Source organism: Paenibacillus glycanilyticus (genome assembly GCF_023715145.1).
Lineage (GTDB): Bacteria > Bacillota > Bacilli > Paenibacillales > Paenibacillaceae > Pristimantibacillus > Pristimantibacillus glycanilyticus_A.
Genome location: NZ_JAMBNP010000001.1, coordinates 189,666 through 202,737, shown reverse-complemented (window position 1 = coordinate 202,737; position 13,072 = coordinate 189,666). Strand labels below are relative to the sequence as shown.

At 49.8% G+C, this 13,072-nt stretch carries 16 protein-coding genes; all 16 read left to right on the top strand.

What is annotated here, in order from left to right; translation table 11 throughout:
- The first annotated feature begins 31 nt into the window (after nt 1–31).
- The 16 genes from M3194_RS01025 to M3194_RS00950 all read left to right on the top strand — a co-directional run bounded on the left by M3194_RS01025 (nt 32) and on the right by M3194_RS00950 (nt 13,060).
- Nucleotides 32–541, top strand: coding sequence for a flagellar hook capping FlgD N-terminal domain-containing protein (locus M3194_RS01025; protein WP_251651171.1), 510 nt, complete (start codon nt 32–34; stop codon nt 539–541).
- Nucleotides 538–915 (top strand): TIGR02530 family flagellar biosynthesis protein, encoded by a 378-nt coding sequence (locus tag M3194_RS01020; protein WP_251651170.1) that lies wholly within the window; start codon nt 538–540, stop codon nt 913–915. Before M3194_RS01025 ends, M3194_RS01020 begins: the two co-directional genes overlap by 4 nt.
- A gap of 136 nt (nt 916–1,051) precedes the next feature.
- Nucleotides 1,052–1,864, top strand: a complete 813-nt coding sequence (flgG, locus tag M3194_RS01015; RefSeq protein ID WP_251651169.1) for a flagellar basal body rod protein FlgG — start codon at nt 1,052–1,054, stop codon at nt 1,862–1,864.
- Between the two features lie 75 nt (nt 1,865–1,939).
- Nucleotides 1,940–2,161, top strand: coding sequence for a flagellar FlbD family protein (locus M3194_RS01010; protein ID WP_251651168.1), 222 nt, complete (start codon nt 1,940–1,942; stop codon nt 2,159–2,161).
- Nucleotides 2,162–2,163: 2 nt separating this feature from the next.
- Complete coding sequence (locus M3194_RS01005; RefSeq protein WP_251651167.1) at nt 2,164–2,631, top strand: flagellar basal body-associated FliL family protein; 468 nt, start codon at nt 2,164–2,166, stop codon at nt 2,629–2,631.
- A 36-nt stretch (nt 2,632–2,667) separates the two neighbouring features.
- On the top strand, nt 2,668–3,669 hold the full coding sequence (gene fliM / locus M3194_RS01000) for a flagellar motor switch protein FliM (RefSeq protein ID WP_251651166.1): 1,002 nt from the start codon (nt 2,668–2,670) through the stop codon (nt 3,667–3,669).
- On the top strand, nt 3,659–4,915 hold the full coding sequence (gene fliY / locus M3194_RS00995; RefSeq protein WP_251651165.1) for a flagellar motor switch phosphatase FliY: 1,257 nt from the start codon (nt 3,659–3,661) through the stop codon (nt 4,913–4,915). Before fliM ends, fliY begins: the two co-directional genes overlap by 11 nt.
- A gap of 20 nt (nt 4,916–4,935) precedes the next feature.
- Nucleotides 4,936–5,298 carry a response regulator gene (locus M3194_RS00990; protein WP_132305626.1) on the top strand — a complete coding sequence of 121 codons (363 nt, stop codon included), beginning with the start codon at nt 4,936–4,938 and terminating at the stop codon, nt 5,296–5,298.
- Nucleotides 5,299–5,301: 3 nt separating this feature from the next.
- Nucleotides 5,302–5,931 carry a flagellar biosynthetic protein FliO gene (locus M3194_RS00985; RefSeq protein ID WP_251651164.1) on the top strand — a complete coding sequence of 210 codons (630 nt, stop codon included), beginning with the start codon at nt 5,302–5,304 and terminating at the stop codon, nt 5,929–5,931.
- A 37-nt stretch (nt 5,932–5,968) separates the two neighbouring features.
- Entirely contained in the window at nt 5,969–6,676 is a 708-nt protein-coding gene (gene fliP / locus M3194_RS00980) for a flagellar type III secretion system pore protein FliP (RefSeq protein WP_397334274.1), read from the top strand.
- Between the two features lie 23 nt (nt 6,677–6,699).
- Nucleotides 6,700–6,969 (top strand): flagellar biosynthesis protein FliQ, encoded by a 270-nt coding sequence (gene fliQ, locus M3194_RS00975; protein ID WP_091181611.1) that lies wholly within the window; start codon nt 6,700–6,702, stop codon nt 6,967–6,969.
- 16 nt (nt 6,970–6,985) lie between these two features.
- Nucleotides 6,986–7,780, top strand: a complete 795-nt coding sequence (gene fliR / locus M3194_RS00970) for a flagellar biosynthetic protein FliR (RefSeq protein ID WP_251651162.1) — start codon at nt 6,986–6,988, stop codon at nt 7,778–7,780.
- A gap of 13 nt (nt 7,781–7,793) precedes the next feature.
- The gene (gene flhB, locus M3194_RS00965; protein ID WP_251651161.1) at nt 7,794–8,891 is read left to right on the top strand and encodes a flagellar biosynthesis protein FlhB; all 1,098 of its coding nucleotides are present in this window, start codon (nt 7,794–7,796) and stop codon (nt 8,889–8,891) included.
- 32 nt (nt 8,892–8,923) lie between these two features.
- Nucleotides 8,924–10,957 (top strand): flagellar biosynthesis protein FlhA, encoded by a 2,034-nt coding sequence (gene flhA, locus M3194_RS00960; RefSeq protein WP_251651160.1) that lies wholly within the window; start codon nt 8,924–8,926, stop codon nt 10,955–10,957.
- Nucleotides 10,954–12,195, top strand: coding sequence for a flagellar biosynthesis protein FlhF (flhF, locus tag M3194_RS00955; RefSeq protein ID WP_251651159.1), 1,242 nt, complete (start codon nt 10,954–10,956; stop codon nt 12,193–12,195). The genes flhA and flhF overlap by 4 nt, the downstream gene beginning before the upstream one ends.
- Nucleotides 12,188–13,060 carry a MinD/ParA family protein gene (locus tag M3194_RS00950; protein ID WP_251651158.1) on the top strand — a complete coding sequence of 291 codons (873 nt, stop codon included), beginning with the start codon at nt 12,188–12,190 and terminating at the stop codon, nt 13,058–13,060. Before flhF ends, M3194_RS00950 begins: the two co-directional genes overlap by 8 nt.
- The last annotated feature ends 12 nt before the right edge of the window (nt 13,061–13,072 follow it).

Genomic DNA, 13,072 nt, shown 5'->3' with positions numbered 1-13,072 from the left:
AACGGTACGCGCGTAGGATGGAGGTGAGTAAATGGCGACAGTATCTTCAAAAGCGATGTGGCCCAATTACAGTACTTCAAACGTGAAGGCGGCAGGCTCGGATACCGATCGAAACCAGCTTGGCAAGGATGCTTTCCTAGAATTGCTCGTAACGCAATTGAAAAATCAGGATCCGTTGCAGCCGCAGGACAATGCTGCATTCATTACGCAGATGGCACAATTTACTTCCGTTGAACAATTAATGAATATGTCGGACCAGCTTTCATTGCTCAATCAGAACCTCGGGACCGCTTCATCGATAATCGGCAAAACCGTTTCCTGGTACGAGCAGGATGAAGAGGGAGAAACCAAACTGATGTATGACGTGGTCTCCTCGATCGTATCCCAGGACGGTAAATTGTTTGCCAAATTCGCGGATGAAACGATGATCGAATTAAAGGATGTCGTGACCGTATCGGATCAGGCTCCAACTCCTAATCAGCCGGATGGCAGCGATGAAGCGGATGAGGATTCCGCCAATCAGGAAGATGGTTCCGTATGAGTGACGGAGTGAAGCTCAGACATCTGTTTCCTGTCGGCGCACCACCTTTAGCGGGTGCCAAGAATGCAGCTCCGCGAACGCAGCAACCTGGCGGCTTCCGGGACATGCTTGATGCGAAGGTGCTTAAGTTCAGTCAGCATGCAGAAGTGCGGATGAAGCAGCGCGGCATTCAGCTTCAGCCGGAATCGCTGACGAAGATCATGAACGCGGTGGATGAAGCCGAGTCAAAAGGCGCAAAGGATTCCTTAATTGTCATGAAGGATATTGCGATGATTGTGAATGTGCCAAGCCGCACGGTAGTCACGGCGATGGACGGCAAGCAGATGCAAAGCAATGTATTTACGAATATTGACAGTGCGGTGATCTTAAGCTAGGGCTGGACCGAGAAGGAGGCCCTTTGGCTGCCGACCGACTGAAGCAGCCATTCTCGCTTAAGTCACGAATGAAAGCTTGCGAATCGAGAATCATCACAAATGGCCGGGAAGAGGTCCATTAGGAGGAGTTACATAAATGCTTAGATCCATGTATTCCGGGGTATCGGGTATGCGCGGTTTTCAAACGAAGCTTGACGTAATCGGCAACAACATCGCTAACGTAAATACGGTCGGCTTCAAAGGCGGACGCGTTATGTTCAGCGATATCTTGAGCCAGACCACTTCGGGCGTAACAGCATCGATTGATGGAGAGCAGGGAGGCGTCAATGCCAAGCAGATCGGTCTTGGCGTGACGATTTCCTCGATCGATACGATCCATACGCCGGGCAGCGCAATGACGACAAACGTGCCCACCGATCTTCGGATTGACGGCGACGGATTTTTTGCCGTGTCGGCTGGGGATGGAGCGCCGGTCTATCTGACGCGCGCGGGGAACTTTACCTTCGACGGCAACAGACAGCTTGTTAATGGCGACGGAATGTTCGTTCTGTCCTCTGACGGCGAGCCGATCGTACTCGGAGAAGACGTAACATCGTTCTCCATCGGACAGGACGGCTCGATTCTGGCCGTAACACCGGATGGTACGGAGGCTATCGCGCAGCTCGGGATTGTGAAGGTCATTAACCCTAGCGGTCTTGAGAAAGTAGGCGGCAACTTGTATCAAGTGACCGCGAATGCCAATCCGGACGGCGAATTCGAGTTTGTGACAGCTGATGATCCGGAGCTTGGCACGGGCGCGGTGATTGCAGGTCAGCTAGAGATGTCAAACGTCGACCTGACGAACGAATTTACCGAGATGATCGTTGCGCAGCGCGGCTTCCAGGCGAATTCGCGCATCATCACTACATCCGATGAGATTTTGCAAGAGGTTGTTAACCTGAAACGTTAATAGCTTCTGGCAATAGCTATCGGTCATGACTGGAGGGGGCTGCGATCAGCCCCCGAAACAGCGAGGGGGGAGCTTATGATTACCGTAACTCGATTGAATGGCTCGAAACTGATGATTAATGCTCTTCTTATAGAATTAATCGAAGAAACTCCGGATACGATCGTAACGCTCACAACGGGCAAGAAGTTTATTGTAACGGAGAGTGCAGCCGAGCTATTACTGCTTATACAGAGTTATATACGTTCAGTCGGCGTTCTAGCAGCGACCCAGAAGATCGAACAAACGGAGGGTCCATAGAGATGAAAAAAATGTTGCCGTGGTTAGTTACCACATTACTAGCAATAACGCTGATCGCTATCGTTTCGATTATTATGTATAAATCCTTCTTCAACGACTCCGATCCCGCTGATAAGGATAAAGCCCCTGTCGCGGTAAAGCATCTGTCGGCAGATGAGCTTGTATCGGTAACTTCCGAGCTGAAAGATTTCAAGCGTAATCTGAAAGATTCGGACTATGTCGTTGTTCTAAGCTTCGCTTTCCAATTGGACAGCAAGAAGACGAAGGAAGAGTTCGACAAGCTGCTTGAAATCGAAGTAAAACCGATCATCAACCGCACGGTTGCCGATTTGACGGCTGCCGAGCTTAACGGCTCGCAAGGCGAAGATATGCTGGAGTCAAAGCTTCTGAACCTGATTAATCCCATTCTGCCGGAAGGCGAGAAGCTGGTAAAGGTAGAAATTACGAATTTTATCATGCAGCAGTTATAAGCTTGTTGCCGACATTCCTTGAAGGGGGTGAGAGAATTGGTTGATGTATTATCGCAGAATGAGATAGACGCGCTGCTCGCCGCTTTGTCATCGGGCGAGATGGATGCGGATGAGCTGAAAAAAGAAGAAGTTACGCGTAAAGTTCGAGTCTATGATTTCAAGCGCGCTACTCGATTCTCGAAGGATCACATACGAAGCTTAACTCGCATACACGAAAACTTCGCGCGATATTTGACAACCTATTTCTCAGCGCAGCTTCGTACATTCGTTCAGATCAACGTCGTGCAGGTCGAGCAGCTGCCTTACGATGAATTTATCCGCTCGATTCCGAAGATGACGATACTGAACATATTTGAAGCGGAGCCGCTGGAAGGACGCATGGTGCTCGAGGTTCACCCTAACGTAGCCTACGCCATGCTTGACCGGATGCTTGGCGGACAGGGGATGGCGCCGTCCAAGATCAATAACTTGACCGAGATCGAAACCATTATTATGGAGCGGATCTTCGCGAGAGCATTCGAAAGCCTGCAGGAAGCATGGAAGACGATCATCGATATATCGCCTCGTCTGGAGGCGCTTGAGACGAATCCGCAGTTCATGCAAATCGTTTCGCCTAACGAAACAATCGCCCTGATCTCGCTTAGCACCAAGATTGGCGATACAACGGGGATGATCAATCTATGTATCCCGCATGTTGTAATTGAACCGATTATGCCGCGGCTGTCGGCTCACCACTGGTTTGTCTCCCAGAAGAAAGAGCGGATTCCGGAGGAAGTGGAGATGCTGGAGCAGCGCGTCAGCAAAGCGAAGCTGCCGATCGTCGCCGAGCTCGGGGAATCGGTCATTACGATCAAAGAGTTTTTGGGATTGTCGGCCGGAGATGTCATTTCGTTAAATAAACCGATTGAAGACGGCCTTCGCATCAAGGTTGGCGAGAAGCTGAAATTTATCGGCAGCCCTGGCTCCGTTAAAGATCGGATAGCCGTACAAGTGGATCAAGTTGTTAGCGAAGGAGCGGAAGAAGAAAATGACGAGTAAAGATTATTTATCGCAAGAAGAAATTGACGCGTTGCTTAATCAGACAGCCAGCGACCTCGCTTCAGCACAGTCGTCGGCTCCCGAATATCAGCTGTCAGACTTCCTGTCTTCGATTGAGCAGGATGCTCTGGGGGAAATCGGCAATATCACGTTTGGCAGTGCTGCAACGGCATTGTCGACCTTGCTAGGCAAGAAAGTAGACATTACAACTCCTCAGGTTACTTTCATCAAACGCGAGGATCTGGCCAATGAATTTCCAAAGCCGCATGTGGCAGTCAGCGTACAGTACGTAGACGGCTTCCAGGGGATCAATTCCCTCGTCATCAAGACGAAGGATGCGCAGGTCATTGCTGACCTCATGCTCGGCGGAGAAGGCGATGTGACGCTTCAGGAGCTGAATGAGATTCATATCAGCGCCGTTCAAGAAGCGATGAACCAGATGATGGGTTCTTCCGCAACGTCCATGTCAACGATATTTAACCGCTTCGTTAATATTTCGCCTCCCGGCATCGACATTCTGGATGTCGACAGCGGAGGAGGAATGGGACAGCTTCCGCCGGAAGATGTGTTTATCAAAATCTCATTCCGATTAACGATTGGGGATCTGATAGATTCTACGATCATGCAATTGCTGCCCGTACCGTTCGCAAAGCAAATGGTAGCCATTCTGATGGGGGATGTTGAGAGCGAGATTGCTGAACCAGCTGCTTCTGCGCCAGCGCCTGCTCCCGCACCGCAAGCTGCCGCGGTTCAAGCGCCGGCACCTGCTCAGCAGCCGGCTTATCAGGATCCTTATCAGCAAGCACCGGCAGCGGCAGCATCGCAATATAACCAGCCTTATCATCCTTATCAGCAAGGTCCGGCATTCGACATTCCGATGCAGCCACAGGGTCCTCAGACCTATGGCCATCCGGGAAGCCGCAACGTAAATGTTCAGCCTGTCCAGTTCGCGAACTTTAATCAAGCGCCTTATGTGCATACAGACGAGACAAACCTCAATTTACTTCTCGACATACCGCTTAAAGTTACCGTAGAATTAGGTAGGACCCAAAAGCAAATTAAGGATATTCTGGAACTGTCCCAAGGCTCCATTATTGAGCTGGACAAGCTTGCCGGCGAACCTGTCGACATCCTGGTGAACAACAAGCTGATCGCCAAGGGCGAGGTTGTCGTTATTGATGAGAACTTCGGCGTACGGGTGACAGATATCGTAAGCCAATGGGACCGCATTCAAAAATTGCAATAATACTCTAGGAGGAAAAAAAGATGGCAAACCGCATTCTAATCGTAGACGACGCAGCATTCATGCGCATGATGATCCGCGACATTCTGACAAAAAACGGCTACGAGGTCGTCGGGGAAGCGCAAGACGGCGCACAGGCGGTAGAGAAGTACAAGGAGCTTAAGCCTGACCTGATTACGATGGACATTACGATGCCTGAGATGGATGGTATTTCGGCACTGAAAGAGATTAAGAAGCTTGACGCCAACGCAAAAGTGATCATGTGCTCCGCGATGGGCCAGCAGGCGATGGTTATTGATGCGATCCAAGCCGGCGCAAAAGACTTTATCGTCAAACCATTCCAAGCCGATCGCGTAATTGAAGCGATCAAGAAGACGCTTGGCTAAGCAATGCTTACATATGTTACGAGATTGACGTCCTTGACTGCGGTTGGCGTTGCTGTACAGCCCGCCTTCGCCGCGGCGGCGGGCAGCGAGGGGAATGATGTGTCACCGATGGAGGGCACATCAAGCTATACCGGCAATATTATATGGGTCATTATCTCCCTATTTATAGTTATCGGCTTAATTATCCTACTTATTAAATGGCTGTCTCAGCGTAATCGCGCATGGGGAACTAACCGTGCGGTACGCTCCCTCGGAGGGGTTGCGCTGGGGCAGAACAATTCGCTTCAGGTTGTTGAGCTGTCTGGCCGTTTGTATGTCGTAGGCGTAGGAGAGAACGTAACCCTGCTCGACAAGATTGATGATGCGGAGCAGGTACAGGCGATTCTTCAATCGCTCGATCGGCAGTCGAATGCAGCCGGATGGTCGGCGAATACAATCTCTGATTTTCTTAAGCGGTTCCGTAAAGAAGAGACGGGCAAAGGGGAAGACCTGACGGAAGGGCAATGGAACATGCAGGCAACCTCGTTCCAAAGCTTGCTGAATCAAAACCTCAGCAAGCAGGCCGACCGGAAGCAACAGCTGGAGTCGCTTCTGAAGGAATCCAAACATGATGGGGATGACAATGAAAAATAAATGGTGGATTTCGATCGTCACCGTACTGCTAGGGGTTATGCTGCTGCAATCACATGCGTTTGCAGCTGATCCGCTCCCGAATGTCGATATCAGCATTGGTGACGGAAGCGAAGAGCCGGGGACAAGCGCATTGTCGCTCCTTCTTCTGATTACAGTATTAAGCGTAGCACCCGCCATACTCGTGCTAATGACAAGCTTTACCCGGATCGTTATTGTTCTTGGTTTCGTCCGGACATCGCTTGGAACGCAGCAAATGCCGCCAAACCAGGTACTGATCGGACTTGCGATGTTCCTGACCTTTTTCATCATGGCTCCAACCTTCTCTCAAGTAAACGAAGTCGCTCTGCAGCCTTATCTGAAGGGTGAAATTACGCAGACCGTCGCGCTCGAGAAAGCGGCAGACCCGATGAAGAAGTTTATGGTCTCGCATACAAGGGAGAAAGATCTTCTTCTGTTCCTGAACTATACGAAGACAGAGAAGCCGGAGACCTATCAGGATATTCCGATTACCGTACTTGTACCGGCTTATGCGATAAGCGAGCTGAAGACAGCATTCCAGATGGGCTTCATGATCTTTATTCCCTTCCTGGTGATCGATATGATCGTGTCGAGCACCTTGATGGCCATGGGGATGATGATGCTGCCGCCGGTCATGATATCTCTGCCGTTTAAGCTGCTGTTATTCGTACTGGTGGACGGGTGGTACCTGATCGTCAAATCATTGCTCTTAAGCTTCAACACGTAATTAATGACAGGGAGGAACGTTCAATGAGTGCTGATTTCATCATCGGATTGGCTGGACAAGCCATCAGTACCGTATTGAAAGCCAGCGCGCCGATGCTCGTTCTCGCTCTAGTCGTCGGATTAATCATTAGTATTTTTCAAGCGACTACCCAAATTCAAGAGCAGACGTTAGCTTTTGTGCCTAAAATCGTAGCGGTCTTTGTATCCCTGATTATATTTGGTCCTTGGATTCTAAATGTAATCGTCGATTTCACTTACAATCTGCTGAACAACTTGTATAAATATGTCGGATAGGTTGTGAACGGAAATCATGGATCAGATCGCCCAGTACTTCCCTATTTTTTTGCTTATTTTTTGTCGAATGACATCGTTTTTCGTCGTGGCACCATTGTTCAACATGCGCGGAGTGCCAAGCGTATTCAAGATCGGCCTGGGTTTCTTTCTCTCTCTAATTGTCTTTATGACTTACGGATTGAAAGAAACAACCGTACCGATGGACGCCGAATATATACTATACATCTTCCGGGAGATTCTGATCGGAGTGCTGATGGGGTATATCGTTTATCTGTTCATGACGGTTGTACAGACAGCTGGCGCCTTGATGGATATGCAGATCGGATTTGCGATGTCAAACGTGATTGATCCGATGACAGGCGTCTCTGCACCGCTGCTCGGCAATTTCAAGTACATGCTGCTCATCATGGTGTTCCTGTCGGTGAATGGCCATCATTATCTGCTTACAGGTCTGATGGACAGCTACAAATGGATGCCGCTATCCAATGAAATGTTTAGCGCGTTTTATAACGGCAGCATAACCGACTTCTTGTCGCGATCGGTAGGCAATGCGTTCCTGCTTGCGATGCAGGTTGCGGCGCCGCTGGTAATCGCGATGTTTCTGACTGACGTAGGGCTTGGATTTCTCGCGAAGACAGCACCCCAGTATAACGTGTTCGTTATCGGGATTCCGCTAAAGCTTCTGCTGGGCCTCGGATTATTGATTCTTCTGCTTCCGGGTATATCCGCGATTTTCGAAAGACTGTTCGCCATTATGTTTGACAATTTGGAGCAGTTGTTCGGGATCGTCCAACAAACCGAAACCAAATAAGGAGGCTGCAACGTTGAGATCTTACTACCTAGAGCTAGACTTGCAGCTGTTTAGTCAGGAAAAAACAGAAAAAGCGACACCCAAGAAAACACAGGAAGCCCGCAAGAAAGGGCAGATAGCCAAATCGAACGATTTGCCAAGCTCAATGATTCTGCTCTTTACCTTTGCGACATTTGCCGCATTGGGCAGTTACTATAAGACGCGGATTATGAGCGTGTTCCAGGAGCTGTTTAATGATTGGCTGACGATGGATGTGACGGTGGCGAACATCATGCCGCTCTTTGACAAGCTGGCGGTAGACATGCTGATGTTTCTGGCGCCGATCTTCGCCATAGTAGTAGTCATTGCAATAGCCGGCAACGTCATGCAGTTCGGATTTCTGCTTACCGGCGAGCCGCTTAAGCTGAAATTCACGAAGCTGAATCCGATAAACGGCTTTAAACAAATCTTCTCCATGAGAACAGTCGTTGAATTTCTCAAGAGTATATTGAAGTTATTAATTATCGGTTTTCTCGTCTATCAAGCGATATGGAGCGATTGGGACAAGATCTTGATCCTTTCCAGTCTGTCGATCCAGCAAATCTTTCAATTCACCGCCGGGCTGACGGTCAAACTGGGCCTCGAGACCGGTGCAGTGCTTGTCGTATTGGCTTTCGCCGATTATATGTATCAGCGGTATGAGCATGCGAAGAGCCTTAGGATGTCCAAGCAGGACATTAAGGACGAGTACAAGAAGTCGGAAGGCGATCCCCTGATCAAAGGCAAGATCCGCGAACGGCAGCGCCGAATGGCCATGCAGCGGATGATGCAGGAAGTGCCGAAAGCCGACGTCGTCATTACGAACCCGACTCACTTTGCCATTGCCCTGCAATATGATGCTTCCAAGATGGAGGCACCGCTCATTATCGCGAAAGGAATGGATCACGTGGCGCTGCGCATACGTGAGGTTGCCAAGGAGCACGGCGTTATTATGATGGAAAATAAACCGCTGGCCAGAGCGTTATACGAACGGGCCGATATCGGTGATTCGATTCCCGCCGATTTGTTCCAAGCTGTGGCGGAAGTATTAGCGGCTGTTTATAAAATGAAAGGCCGGGTTCGTTCATCTTAGTTCATCATAATTGAAAGGGAGGAGACAACATCATGAAAGTGAAAGATATTGCTATCTTAGCTGGGATTATCGGCATCGTACTCATGATGGTCATCCCTATACCAACACTGCTGCTGGATATATTGCTCATCCTGAACATTTCGATCGCGCTCATGATTCTGCTGATTGCGATGAATACGAAGGAAGCTCTTGATTTCTCCATCTTCCCGGCAATCCTGCTCGTCACGACTTTATTCCGGCTGGCGCTTAACGTTTCGACAACGCGCAATATTTTGTCGCATGGCCATGCGGGTGAGGTCGTACAAACGTTTGGATCCTGGGTAGGCGGAGGAGAGATCGCGATTGGCTTCGTCGTCTTCCTCATCTTGGTCGTTGTCCAGTTCATCGTTATTACGAAAGGTTCGGAACGGGTAGCGGAGGTTGCAGCCAGATTTACACTCGACGCTATGCCCGGCAAGCAAATGAGTATTGACGCCGACCTGAACGCGGGACTGATCAATGAACAGCAGGCGCGCGAGCGCCGCTCGAAAATCGAAAGAGAAGCTGATTTTTACGGCTCGATGGACGGTGCGAGTAAATTCGTCAAAGGCGATGCGATCGCTTCTATTATTATCCTGATTATTAACCTCGTTGGCGGTTTCGTAATCGGGATGGCCATTCATGGGGAGAGCTTCAGTGAAGCTATTCATAAATATTCGATACTAACGATTGGCGACGGTCTGGTCAGCCAGATTCCCGCCTTGTTAATCTCAACAGCTGCCGGATTAATAGTAACCCGAGCGGCATCGGATGGTAACTTCGCGCAAGATGTCACGCTGCAGCTGCTCAAGTATCCGAAGCTGCTCTATATCGTAGCGGGAACCATTACGCTGCTTGGCGTGTTTACGCCGATTGGTATTATGCGTACAGTTCCTTTTGCCGCTATCCTGGTGTATGGCGCTTGGCGAATGCAGAAGTCAATCGCGAAGCAAATGCAGCAGGAAGAGCTTCTGGAGGAGGAACAGCAAATCGAAGAGGTGCGCAGTCCCGAGAGTGTTATCAGCCTTTTGCAGGTAGATCCAATAGAGTTCGAATTTGGATATGGCTTGATTCCTCTTGCTGATACCCAGCAGGGAGGGGATTTGCTGGACCGGATCATTATGATCCGTAGGCAATGCGCCCTGGAGCTAGGGCTGATAGTTCCCGTTATCCGCATCCGCGACAACATTCAGCTCAAGCCAAATGAATACGTCATTAAGATTAAAGGCAATATCGTTGCCCGCGGCGAGCTTCTGCTTAACCATTATCTCGCAATGAGCCCCGGGTTCGAAGACGAATCCGTTATCGGGATCGAGACGACAGAGCCTGCGTTTGGGCTTCCGGCCATCTGGATTGATGAGCCGATGAAAGAACGAGCGGAAATATCCGGCTATACGGTAGTGGATCCTCCTTCCGTTGTGGCGACACATTTAACGGAAATTATTAAGCGTCATGCTCATGAGCTGATTGGCCGCCAAGAGACTAAAGCGCTCGTAGAGAACGTGAAGGAATCGTATCCTGCGCTTATCGATGAACTTATCCCTTCCATATTAACGATCGGCGATTTGCAAAAGGTGCTGGCGAAGCTTTTGAAGGAGAAAGTATCGATTCGGGATCTCGTCACGATCTTCGAATCGCTCGCGGATCAAGCCCATTATACCAAGGACCCGGATATTCTTACCGAATATGCCCGTCAAGCCTTGTCCAGGCAAATCACTCAGCAATTCACTTCGTCAGGAAATATGCTTAAGGTGATCACGGTTGGTCCATCGCTTGAGAAGAAGATCGCTGAATCGGTACAGCAAACGGATCAAGGCAGCTATATAGCGCTTGACCCTGTCTCTACCCAGCAAATCTATCAGAAGCTTAATGAGCAAGTATCGCGCCAGATTCAATCGGGTCAGCAGCCGGTTGTACTGACATCGCCTACCATTCGCATGTATCTCAGACAAATTGTCGAGCGGACGATGCAGGATATACCGGTGTTATCGTACAGCGAGCTTGAGCCTAACATTGAAGTTCAAAGCGTAGGGGTGGTGAATTTATGAGAGTAAAACGTTATGTCGTGAATGCCTTGCCGGAAGCGCTGCCGATGATTCGGAGCGAGCTGGGCAAAGACGCGGTCATTCTGAATACGAAGGAAGTCCGGATCGGTGGATTTATGGGAATGTTTCGGAAGAAGAAGATGGAGGTCATCGCTGCTATTGAAACGGGTGCAGCAGCTCCTGCCGCAGCGACCCAGCCGAAGAAAGCAGCGGCGGATGTGCAGCGCGTCGTTCATGCCATTCAGGAATCGAAGAGGCAAGCGGCTGCAACGGCAACAGCGGTTCTGGAGCCGCCTGCTCCCGTCGTACAGACTCCGCCGCCTTCCGTGCCTATAGCGTCTCCGTCTCAGTCGATCAATCGGATTAACGAGGATTTACTGGAAGAAATCCGCTTTATCAAGCAGTCCTTGAAGCAGCTGTCGATGCATAAGCCCGAGGAAACAAGGCCGCTCGCCATTCAAGCCTTGTATGGCCGATTGGTTCAGCAAGAGGTTGAACCGGTGTTGATTGACCGTTTAATCGATGCATTAAACGAGAAGCTGGCGGTGCGCCAGGAAGTGATAAACGCGACGGATACATGGTCAATTGCTCGTGAACTGTTGTTGGACTGGCTGGCGCCGTACAGCAATCAATCCATTAATGAATCGGCAAGAATCGTACATTTTGTGGGTCCGACCGGTGTAGGCAAGACAACAACGATCGCCAAGCTGGCAGCGGGACAATCGATCAAATTCGGCAGGCAGGTTGGTTTCATTACCTCCGATACCTACCGGATTGCAGCGGTTGATCAGCTTAGAACGTATGCGAACATCCTGAACGTTCCGATGGAAGTCGTCTTCTCGCCTATGGATTTGCCTAAAGCCTTCAAGCAGCTGGAGGACCGCGAACTGATCTACATGGATACGGCTGGCCGGAATTTTCGTAACGAGCTTCATGTTTCGGAAGTGAACAGCCTTCTTCAGTCCAGTGAGCAAAGCGAAACGGTGCTTGTTCTCAGCTTAACCGGCAAGACGAAAGATATGATGGCGGTGGCGGACAATTTTGTGAAGTACGGCGTACGAAAGGTACTGTTTACGAAGCTGGATGAAACATCCGTTTACGGATCAATCTTAAACCTGGCCTTGCAGCATGAATTAGAACCGGTCTTCATTGCAAGCGGTCAGACGGTACCGGACGATATTGGCCCATTTCATGCGGAGCGTTATATAGATGCGCTGCTGGGGGCTCCTGCCGATGAATGATCAAGCGGAGGCGCTTCGCAACATGGTAAAGATGAGGATGGGACAAGATACTGCCCGTCCTACCCGCATCATAACCATCACGAGCGGGAAGGGTGGAGTTGGCAAATCCAACTTCAGTCTGAACTTTGCCATATCGCTTCAACGCCTGGGGAAAAAAGTACTCGTATTTGACGCCGATATCGGCATGGCCAATATCGATGTCTTGATGGGAGTGACTTCCTCTTATCATCTCTATCATTTGTTCAAGCAGGATAAGACAATCTGGGATATTATCCAGATTGGCCCGTCGGGTGTGCATTTTATAGCCGGCGGCTCGGGGTTCCAGGACCTTCTGGAGTTATCTTCTGAGCAGCTGGACTGGTTCTCGGATCAAATCGGCAAGCTTCAGGGCGAATACGATTATATCCTCTTTGACACGGGAGCGGGGTTGTCCAAAGAAACCGTCAAATTTATATCAGCTGCAGAAGAGACCATTGTGGTCACTACCCCGGAACCAACCGCTATAACGGATGCTTATGCTTTAGTGAAAATGGTCAAGTCTATGGGGGTAAATACCGCCTTTAAGCTGATCATCAACCGAGCAGTGGACCGCAAGGAAGGCGTCCAGACAGCGGACAAAATCAATCTGGTAGCCAGAAGATTTCTTCAAGCTGAACTTCCGACACTGGGTGTCATTCTGGATGATCCGAACGTTACCAAAGCGGTAAAGCGTCAAACGCCGTTCACAGTTGCTTATCCTGGAAGCGATGCCTCCAGAGGGATTGAGGAAATTGCACGCCGATATTTGGAGATGTCCGTTCCGGAGCACAAAACAGCAGCGGGAGTAAGAAGTTTCATACATAAGATGTTCAAGCTATCCCGGTAGTTATTTGTACAT

Bases quoted from the DNA above. Each gene is read 5' to 3' on its own strand.
- M3194_RS01025 (WP_251651171.1), top strand. From the start codon at position 32: ATGGCGACAGTATCTTCAAAAGCGATGTGGCCCAATTACAGTACTTCA.
- M3194_RS01020 (WP_251651170.1), top strand. From the start codon at position 538: ATGAGTGACGGAGTGAAGCTCAGACATCTGTTTCCTGTCGGCGCACCA.
- flgG (WP_251651169.1), top strand. From the start codon at position 1,052: ATGCTTAGATCCATGTATTCCGGGGTATCGGGTATGCGCGGTTTTCAA.
- M3194_RS01010 (WP_251651168.1), top strand. From the start codon at position 1,940: ATGATTACCGTAACTCGATTGAATGGCTCGAAACTGATGATTAATGCT.
- M3194_RS01005 (WP_251651167.1), top strand. From the start codon at position 2,164: ATGAAAAAAATGTTGCCGTGGTTAGTTACCACATTACTAGCAATAACG.
- fliY (WP_251651165.1), top strand. From the start codon at position 3,659: ATGACGAGTAAAGATTATTTATCGCAAGAAGAAATTGACGCGTTGCTT.
- M3194_RS00990 (WP_132305626.1), top strand. From the start codon at position 4,936: ATGGCAAACCGCATTCTAATCGTAGACGACGCAGCATTCATGCGCATG.
- M3194_RS00985 (WP_251651164.1), top strand. From the start codon at position 5,302: ATGCTTACATATGTTACGAGATTGACGTCCTTGACTGCGGTTGGCGTT.
- fliP (WP_397334274.1), top strand. From the start codon at position 5,969: ATGCTGCTGCAATCACATGCGTTTGCAGCTGATCCGCTCCCGAATGTC.
- fliQ (WP_091181611.1), top strand. From the start codon at position 6,700: ATGAGTGCTGATTTCATCATCGGATTGGCTGGACAAGCCATCAGTACC.
- fliR (WP_251651162.1), top strand. From the start codon at position 6,986: ATGGATCAGATCGCCCAGTACTTCCCTATTTTTTTGCTTATTTTTTGT.
- flhA (WP_251651160.1), top strand. From the start codon at position 8,924: ATGAAAGTGAAAGATATTGCTATCTTAGCTGGGATTATCGGCATCGTA.
- flhF (WP_251651159.1), top strand. From the start codon at position 10,954: ATGAGAGTAAAACGTTATGTCGTGAATGCCTTGCCGGAAGCGCTGCCG.
- M3194_RS00950 (WP_251651158.1), top strand. From the start codon at position 12,188: ATGAATGATCAAGCGGAGGCGCTTCGCAACATGGTAAAGATGAGGATG.